Source organism: Acinetobacter towneri (assembly GCF_001758345.1).
Lineage (GTDB): Bacteria > Pseudomonadota > Gammaproteobacteria > Pseudomonadales > Moraxellaceae > Acinetobacter > Acinetobacter towneri_A.
This window is the reverse complement of sequence record NZ_MKQS01000040.1, coordinates 1-6943: the sequence shown is the minus strand read 5'-3', so window position 1 is coordinate 6943 and position 6943 is coordinate 1. Positions and strand designations below refer to the sequence as shown.

The 6943-nt window shown below is 40.9% G+C and carries 6 protein-coding genes and 2 pseudogenes; 5 read left to right on the top strand and 3 right to left on the bottom strand.

Translation table 11 applies throughout. From position 1 onward, the window contains the following. Positions 1 to 288 (top strand): IS3 family transposase (locus BJN41_RS12980; protein WP_141730349.1); only part of this gene is annotated, 288 nt, incomplete at its 5' end. A 5-nt stretch (positions 289 to 293) separates the two neighbouring features. On the opposite strand, the pseudogene BJN41_RS12975 reads toward BJN41_RS12980, so the two are convergent. Then, a pseudogene (locus BJN41_RS12975) lies at positions 294 to 569 on the bottom strand (transposase); the annotation flags it as partial. 25 nt (positions 570 to 594) lie between these two features. Between BJN41_RS12975 and BJN41_RS15730 the strand changes: the two are divergent. Further along, a complete protein-coding gene (locus BJN41_RS15730) occupies positions 595 to 1293 on the top strand; it encodes a hypothetical protein (RefSeq protein WP_070155695.1) in 699 nt (232 codons plus the stop codon). Between the two features lie 48 nt (positions 1294 to 1341). Here the strand turns inward: BJN41_RS15730 and BJN41_RS12965 are convergent, their stop codons facing one another. Then, positions 1342 to 4236, bottom strand: a complete 2895-nt coding sequence (locus BJN41_RS12965; RefSeq protein ID WP_070155693.1) for a valine--tRNA ligase — start codon at positions 4234 to 4236, stop codon at positions 1342 to 1344. A gap of 252 nt (positions 4237 to 4488) precedes the next feature. On the opposite strand from BJN41_RS12965, the gene BJN41_RS12960 reads away from it, so the two are divergent. Then, positions 4489 to 5157 (top strand): hypothetical protein, encoded by a 669-nt coding sequence (locus BJN41_RS12960; protein WP_070155691.1) that lies wholly within the window; start codon positions 4489 to 4491, stop codon positions 5155 to 5157. Between the two features lie 41 nt (positions 5158 to 5198). Next, on the top strand, positions 5199 to 6005 hold the full coding sequence (locus BJN41_RS12955) for an SDR family NAD(P)-dependent oxidoreductase (protein WP_070155689.1): 807 nt from the start codon (positions 5199 to 5201) through the stop codon (positions 6003 to 6005). Between the two features lie 192 nt (positions 6006 to 6197). Here BJN41_RS12955 and BJN41_RS12950 read toward each other — a convergent pair whose 3' ends face one another. Next, on the bottom strand, positions 6198 to 6632 hold the full coding sequence (locus tag BJN41_RS12950) for a YbjQ family protein (RefSeq protein WP_070155687.1): 435 nt from the start codon (positions 6630 to 6632) through the stop codon (positions 6198 to 6200). An 89-nt stretch (positions 6633 to 6721) separates the two neighbouring features. On the opposite strand from BJN41_RS12950, the pseudogene BJN41_RS12945 reads away from it, so the two are divergent. After that, positions 6722 to 6943, top strand: a pseudogene (locus BJN41_RS12945) (IS3 family transposase); the annotation flags it as partial.

Sequence of the window (6943 nt, the reverse complement as noted above, 5' to 3'; positions counted from 1 at the left end):
TTTAGAGCGCTGTTACTGAAAAATGATTGTACTCAGAGTATGTCTAGACGTGGAAACTGTTGGGATAATGCAGTGACTGAAAGCTTCTTTCATACATTAAAAGGTCATGTGGTACATGGCAGTGTGTTTTCGACTCGAAAAGAAGCGAATGCTGTCTTGTTTGACTATATTGAAATTTATTACAATCGAGTCAGAAGACATTCTGCAAACGGCTGGTTAAGTCCAGAAGCCTTTGAACAGAAATATATTAAAAGTTTAGAGGGGCTGGTTGTCCACGATACTGTCTAGGATCACCTCTCATCAATAGGTTGGCTGATTGCAGCAGTGTAAGGCAAAGCAATAAATGCTGGATTCACATGAGTAGGATCCTGCACGGCACCCTCATGATGGCTGAAGATCCTGATCCAACGACTGACAAGGTTGGCATTAATACTATGTTGCAGTGCGACCGAAGCGATCGAGGTATTAGGATTTTTACAGGCATTGATAATACTGAGTTTGAATTCTTTGCTGTATGTTCTGCGTTTTTTAGCAACAGGAGGTGTTGCTGAATATATATCCATGTTCATGGATTAAGTCCCCACTTGTTTTTAGGTGGGAACTAAATTAAGGCTTATAGGATCGCTTGGTAAGGCTGTGTTAGCCGGATGCTTACGATATTTGCAAGGTCAAGAAATTAGTCCAACTTGGAAGCCAGACTTAGATCATTTTATTCAAGAAAAAGAGCAGAATGATGAATATAAAGAGAACTATGTAAAGTATTTGAAAATAGCTGCTGATTTAGGAAGTTTTCCTGCTCAGCTAGAACTTTACCAATTTAGAGATAATGATGATTATGTAGACGTTGATGAAGATATAGAGAACTATAGTTATTCAACTTATCCATCAGATATAGAATTGGCATTAGCAAAACGTGGTGATGAAGGATGCCTGAGAGAAATATTCGATCGAATCGTCTGTGATAGCTTTGATGAAATCAAAGAATTAAAAGAGAATAATTTGATTGAAGCATGGAAATGGCAAAAATTTGCTCAGTATCTTGGTTATGATTTAGCAAAAGGTAATTACAAGACAGAAGCAATATATGATCAAGGTAATATTTTCGCAGCTGAAAGTGGTCGCCATGATATACATTTACCTAAATTAAAATTAGAGCAAGAAAATATAGTTAATCAAGAAGTGAACAAGCTAATTCAATTTTATGCAAACTTGGATGAATTTAATTTTACTCGTTATTTAGATGATTCTTCTCATATCAATTGGGATGATGAGTTTGATTGGGAAGATGACTAAATAAAAATCCCCTCAATTGAGGGGATTTTAGATCAAACTAACAACACATTAAAGCGCCGCAATCTGCTCCATATTCGCTTTAATTTTCGCTAATTGATTAGCAAACTCAGCAAGTTTGGCTTTCTCACCTTCAACCACAGCAGCAGGGGCTTTTGCCACAAAACCTTCATTGCTAAGTTTACTTGCAATTTGGTCATGCTGCTTTTGAACCTTGTCTAAGTCTTTTTGCAAACGACCCAATTCTGCTTTCGGGTCAATTAAGCCCTTCATTGGAACGTAAACAGATACGTGACCCACGACAGAAGAAGAAGACAATGGCGGTTGTTCACCATCTGCCAAGAAGGTAATACTCTCAACTTTCGCCAATGCTTTAAACAACGGCTCAATACGAGAAATTTGTGCTTTTTCTGCTTCAGTCGTGTTCTGTAAAAGCACAGGTAATAAGCGTGCATTACCTAGACCCATCTCACCACGAATGTTACGCACCGCACTAATCAAACCTTGTAGCCATTGCATATCTGCTTCGGCTTGTTCGTTAATTTTGGCCTCATCTGCAACAGGGTAGTTTGCCAACATAATGGTTTCGCCACCCAAGCCAATCATTGGCGCAAGGGTTTGCCAAATTTCTTCCGTCAAGTACGGCATGATTGGGTGCGCAAGACGTAAAGAAGCTTCCATCACCGCAAGCAATACACGACGAACTTCGGCTTTACGTTCTTCAGAAACAGACTCATCATTCAGAACAGGTTTGGTTAGCTCTACATACCAGTCGCAGTATTCATTCCAAATAAAGTCATAAATCGCTTGCGCAGCCAAGTCTAAACGGTAAGTTGCAAAGGCTTGATGAACAGCTTGTTCTGCCTTTTGTAAACGGCTCACAATCCACTGTTCAGGCAATTCCCGAAGGTCTTGACGTGCTTCTTGACCAACCTTTTGACCTTCAACATTCATCAATACAAAACGAGTTGCATTCCAAATTTTGTTGGCAAAGTTACGGTAACCTTCCACACGTTTCATATCGAACTTGATGTCTCGACCTGTGTTTGCCAATGCACAGAAGGTAAAACGAACCGCGTCTGTGCCATAAGCCTGAATTCCTTCTGGGAATTCTTTGCGGGTCGATTTTTCAATTTTTGCCGCTTGTTTCGGGTTCATCAAACCTGTCGTACGTTTTTGTACTAAAGTTTCAAGATCAACACCATCAATCAAGTCTAATGGATCAAGCACGTTGCCCTTAGACTTCGACATTTTTTGCCCTTCACTGTCACGTACCAAACCATGTACATACACAGTTTTGAACGGCACTTGTGGCGTACCATCTTCATTTTTCATGAAGTGCATGGTCAGCATGATCATGCGGGCAACCCAGAAAAAGATGATGTCAAAACCAGTGACCAATACATCTGTTGGATGGAAGGTGTTTAAGAAGTAGTTGGCTTTGTCTTTTTCAGCATCGCCTGTCCAGCCTAAAGTTGAGAATGTCCACAGACCTGATGAGAACCATGTATCGAGTACGTCTTCGTCTTGGTTCAATTCAACGTCAGCGGGGATGTTGTTTTTCGCACGAACTTCTGCTTCGTCACGACCAACGAATACGTTACCTTCAGCATCGTACCAAGCAGGGATACGGTGACCCCACCACAATTGACGCGAGATACACCAGTCCTGAATGTTGTTCATCCACGCCATATACATATTGCTGTATTGTTCAGGCACGAACTTGATGCGACCATCTTTCACTGCTTCAATTGCAGGCTGCGCTAACGGCGCAATTTTGACATACCATTGGTCGGTCAATAATGGCTCAACAATCACGCCCGAACGGTCACCGCGAGGTGGTTTTAGCGTGTACGGTTGGATCTGATCTAACCAGCCTTCAGCTTCCGCTTGCTCAACCAGTTTCTTACGTGCTTCAAAACGCTCTAAACCAATGTAGTCTGCAGGTGCAGGGATGGTTTTAGAAATCTGTTCACCGGCTTTTTCGATATATTCAAACTCAGCCAGAACTTCGGCATTTTTGTTGAAGATGTTGATGATTGGCAATTCGCAGCGTTTGCCCACTTCATAGTCATTGAAGTCGTGGGCAGGGGTGATTTTTACACAGCCTGTACCGAATTCTTTATCGACATATTCATCTTTTACGATTGGAACCGCACGACCAGTAATCGGCAGGATGATGTTTTGACCAACAAGGTGCGAATAACGCTCATCATCAAGGGCAACCGCAACYGCTGTATCACCTAACAATGTTTCAGGACGAGTGGTTGCCACCACAATATGATCTTTACCATCGTGTGTGCGAAGCGATTTATCTTCAAAGAAGTATTTGAAGTGCCACAATGAACCTTGTTCTTCTTTATCAGACTCAACTTCTAGGTCAGATAGTGCAGTTTGTAATTTTGGATCCCAGTTTACGAGGCGTTTACCGCGGTAAATTAAACCTTCTTCGTGTAGTTTCACGAAAACTTCTTTCACCGCATTCGATAAGCCTTCATCCATGGTGAAGCGTTCACGTGACCAATCGACTGAAGAACCTAAACGACGGATTTGACGGGTAATGTTACCACCAGATTGTTCTTTCCATTCCCAGACTTTTTCGATGAATTTTTCACGGCCTAAGTCATGACGGCTGATATTTTGCGCGCCCAATTGACGCTCTACCACCATTTGTGTGGCAATACCCGCATGGTCTGTACCTGGTTGCCATAAGGTATTTTTGCCTGACATACGGTTAAAGCGCGTGAGGGCATCCATAATGGCGTTGTTAAAACCATGACCCATGTGCAAGCTACCTGTGACGTTTGGCGGCGGAATCATGATACAGAATGATTCGCCTTTTTCTGACGGCTTAAAGTAGCCGTTTTCTTCCCAAGTCTTGTACCATTTTTTCTCGATCTCGGTAGGATCGTAGGTTGTAGCAATATTTTGCGCTGAATCAGTCATAGTAAGAACAGATTAAAAGTGAATAAAAAATTGCAACTATTGTAGCAAAAAAATGGCCCGCTAAGCGAGATTCAACTCAGCCAAACTTATCGCAATTGGCAGTTGGGCAAACTCATCGTATGATGGACGTCAAGTATGATAAAAACTGCATGTTCTCCGTTGCCTGCAACACTATTTTAAACTAGGTTTAAGCAACGGCTTTTAGAAATAAATGAAAACACATCAATACGGTCAAAATAGGCAAGTTCAGTTATGACTTATGCTGTATCTTTAGAATTAAAACCAGACACATATCAAAGATTTCAACACATTCATCAACAACTCAATGCAGGTGAATCGGAAAGTTTATCTAAAGCTTTGGGGGTGGTACTGACCGATATTTCTTGTGAAATTATTGAGCAGCTTTTTGGTGAAATGTCACGTTCTAGCCATTCACTAGATGGTGAGTCTGAAAAAATTATTCAGCAAGTCATACAAACCATGCAAAAATATATGCCGTGGTCGGTGTCGTTTTTTGGCAATCAACGTTTAACGCCTATGGTGAATTATCTGGCAAGCATGATGGATCAGCAGGAAGAGCAAGCTTTTGTGACTTATCCTGTCGATAGTATTGTTATGAAAGAAACTTTGGGTTGCATTGAGCAAATTCGGCAGGGAAACAGTGCATGCATTGCGCCTGCATTTAAAGGGTTTGCTCAAATTATTGATCAGGGCGTAGGTTATTTAATTCGTGATCCGAAAAAAATGCTGAAATTTAATTTGGTGGTCGATAAAACTTTAAACGGTGTGATTCATTTGACTACGCAACTGGGGTATAAACGCTTAGAAAAAATGGGTGCGCAATTCGATTTAGAAAGTGCAGAAATATATTTAAACCATTTTCTTGGGTTTTTACAGCATCCTGAAAAGCCTAAGACTTAAGTGTTGATGACATAAATTTTTCAATAACGCGGACAAAGGGTATGGCAAAACGGGAAAACTTGGAACATAAAGTGGTGTGGATTACTGGTGCATCTTCTGGCATTGGTAAGGCATTGGCAAAAGCCTGTGCTTTACAAGGAGCCCAAGTAATTTTAACCGCACGTCGTTATGAAGAACTTGAAAAAGTACGCATGAGTTTGCTGAATCCTGAACGTCATCTTTCTATACGTGCAGACATTACCAATGAAAGTCAGGTGTTACATGCCTATGAGCAAGTTTTGGCACGTAAAGGACGCATTGACTGGCTAATCAATAATGCAGGTTTAAGTCAGCGCGCTTTAATTGCTGATACCTCTATGCAAACCGAACGCACCATTATGGAAGTGGACTATTTTTCTCAGGTCTTTCTGACCAAAACTGTATTGCCGACCTTTTTGCAGCAAAAACATGGCCGCATTATTTTTGTGTCTAGTGTTGCGGCCTTATTGGGCACGCAATATCGCGCGTCATATTCTGCAGCGAAAAGTGCCATTCACATGTGGGCGAATAGTTTGCGTGCCGAAGTAGCAGAGCAGGGCGTACAGGTTTCAGTTGTATTCCCTGGTTTTGTAAATACCAATGTGTCTTTTAATGCGTTGAATGGTGAAGGCAAACCACAAGGACATCAAGATGAAGCCATTGAAAATGGTTTAGATGCCGATTTTTTTGCTAAAGACACTGTTAAAGCACTCATGGCAGGCGATGAATATATTGTGGTCGGGGGCGCTAAAGAAAAATTGGGCGTGTGGGTGTCGCGTTTATCGCCAAGTGTTTTATATAAAATGATTCGTAAAACGAAAGTGAAGTAACTTCTTTATTCATATGCGAAATTAAAGAAGTGTTTCTGCCTAACCCTCTCTTGCGCTTTGTTTTAACCAGTATTTTAAAACTTGCTCAGGGGGGGGAGTTGTGATTGTTAGACTTCCTCATTCACAAAAGTACATGATACTTCATCTCATCCGTAAGATAAGAAGTGTCACTTTCTAAGGAGAGGGATAAAATTATTTCTGAACCGCCGTTCCATAAGCAAAAACTTCGACCATGCCGCCTTGCATCCCCAATTCTGTGGTGCTTAAACGCAAACCCATAATATGATTAGCGCCCATTTTTTCAGCTTCTAATTTTAAACGGACGATGGCTTCACGACGCGCCCGCTCGACAATACTTTCATAACTGGTCAAACGCCCGCCAAAGAAGTTCTGAATATTGGCAATCACAAACTTAAAATAATCGTGAGAAATGACCACATTACTGTGTATCAATTGCCCAAAATTGGGACTGGTCTGGAAGCGGTTATTATCAATTTGAATATAGCTTAAACGCAGTTCTTGTTCGGCTAAATATTTGAAATGCTTGCGTTCGTTGTGTCGTCCAAAACCAAAACCTACGGCAAATAAAATCGCAAAGACAACAATTTGCAGAATTAAATTATCCATGTGATGTTATTCCAGAGATGGATCCGTAAATTTGAACAACTCCTATAAGTGATATTCTGCTCCTCAAATGATGTTATAAACATCAATATATGGAGTATTTTATGGCACGTAGACCAAGAAGAAATCATTCAAACGACTTTAAGGCTAAGGTAGCACTTGCTGCGATCAAAGCAGAAAAAACACTTGCTGAATTGAGTTCTGAGTTTGATGTTCATCAAAACCAAATTATTGACTGGAAAAATCAATTGATCTCAGCTTCCTCACAAGCTTTCGATCAATCAAAAGCTCCATCAGAACCTCCCATTGATCTT

Coding starts and splice junctions, on each gene's coding strand:
- BJN41_RS12950 (WP_070155687.1), bottom strand. CDS start 6,632: ATGGATAATTTAATTCTGCAAATTGTTGTCTTTGCGATTTTATTTGCC.
- BJN41_RS12960 (WP_070155691.1), top strand. CDS start 4,489: ATGACTTATGCTGTATCTTTAGAATTAAAACCAGACACATATCAAAGA.
- BJN41_RS12955 (WP_070155689.1), top strand. CDS start 5,199: ATGGCAAAACGGGAAAACTTGGAACATAAAGTGGTGTGGATTACTGGT.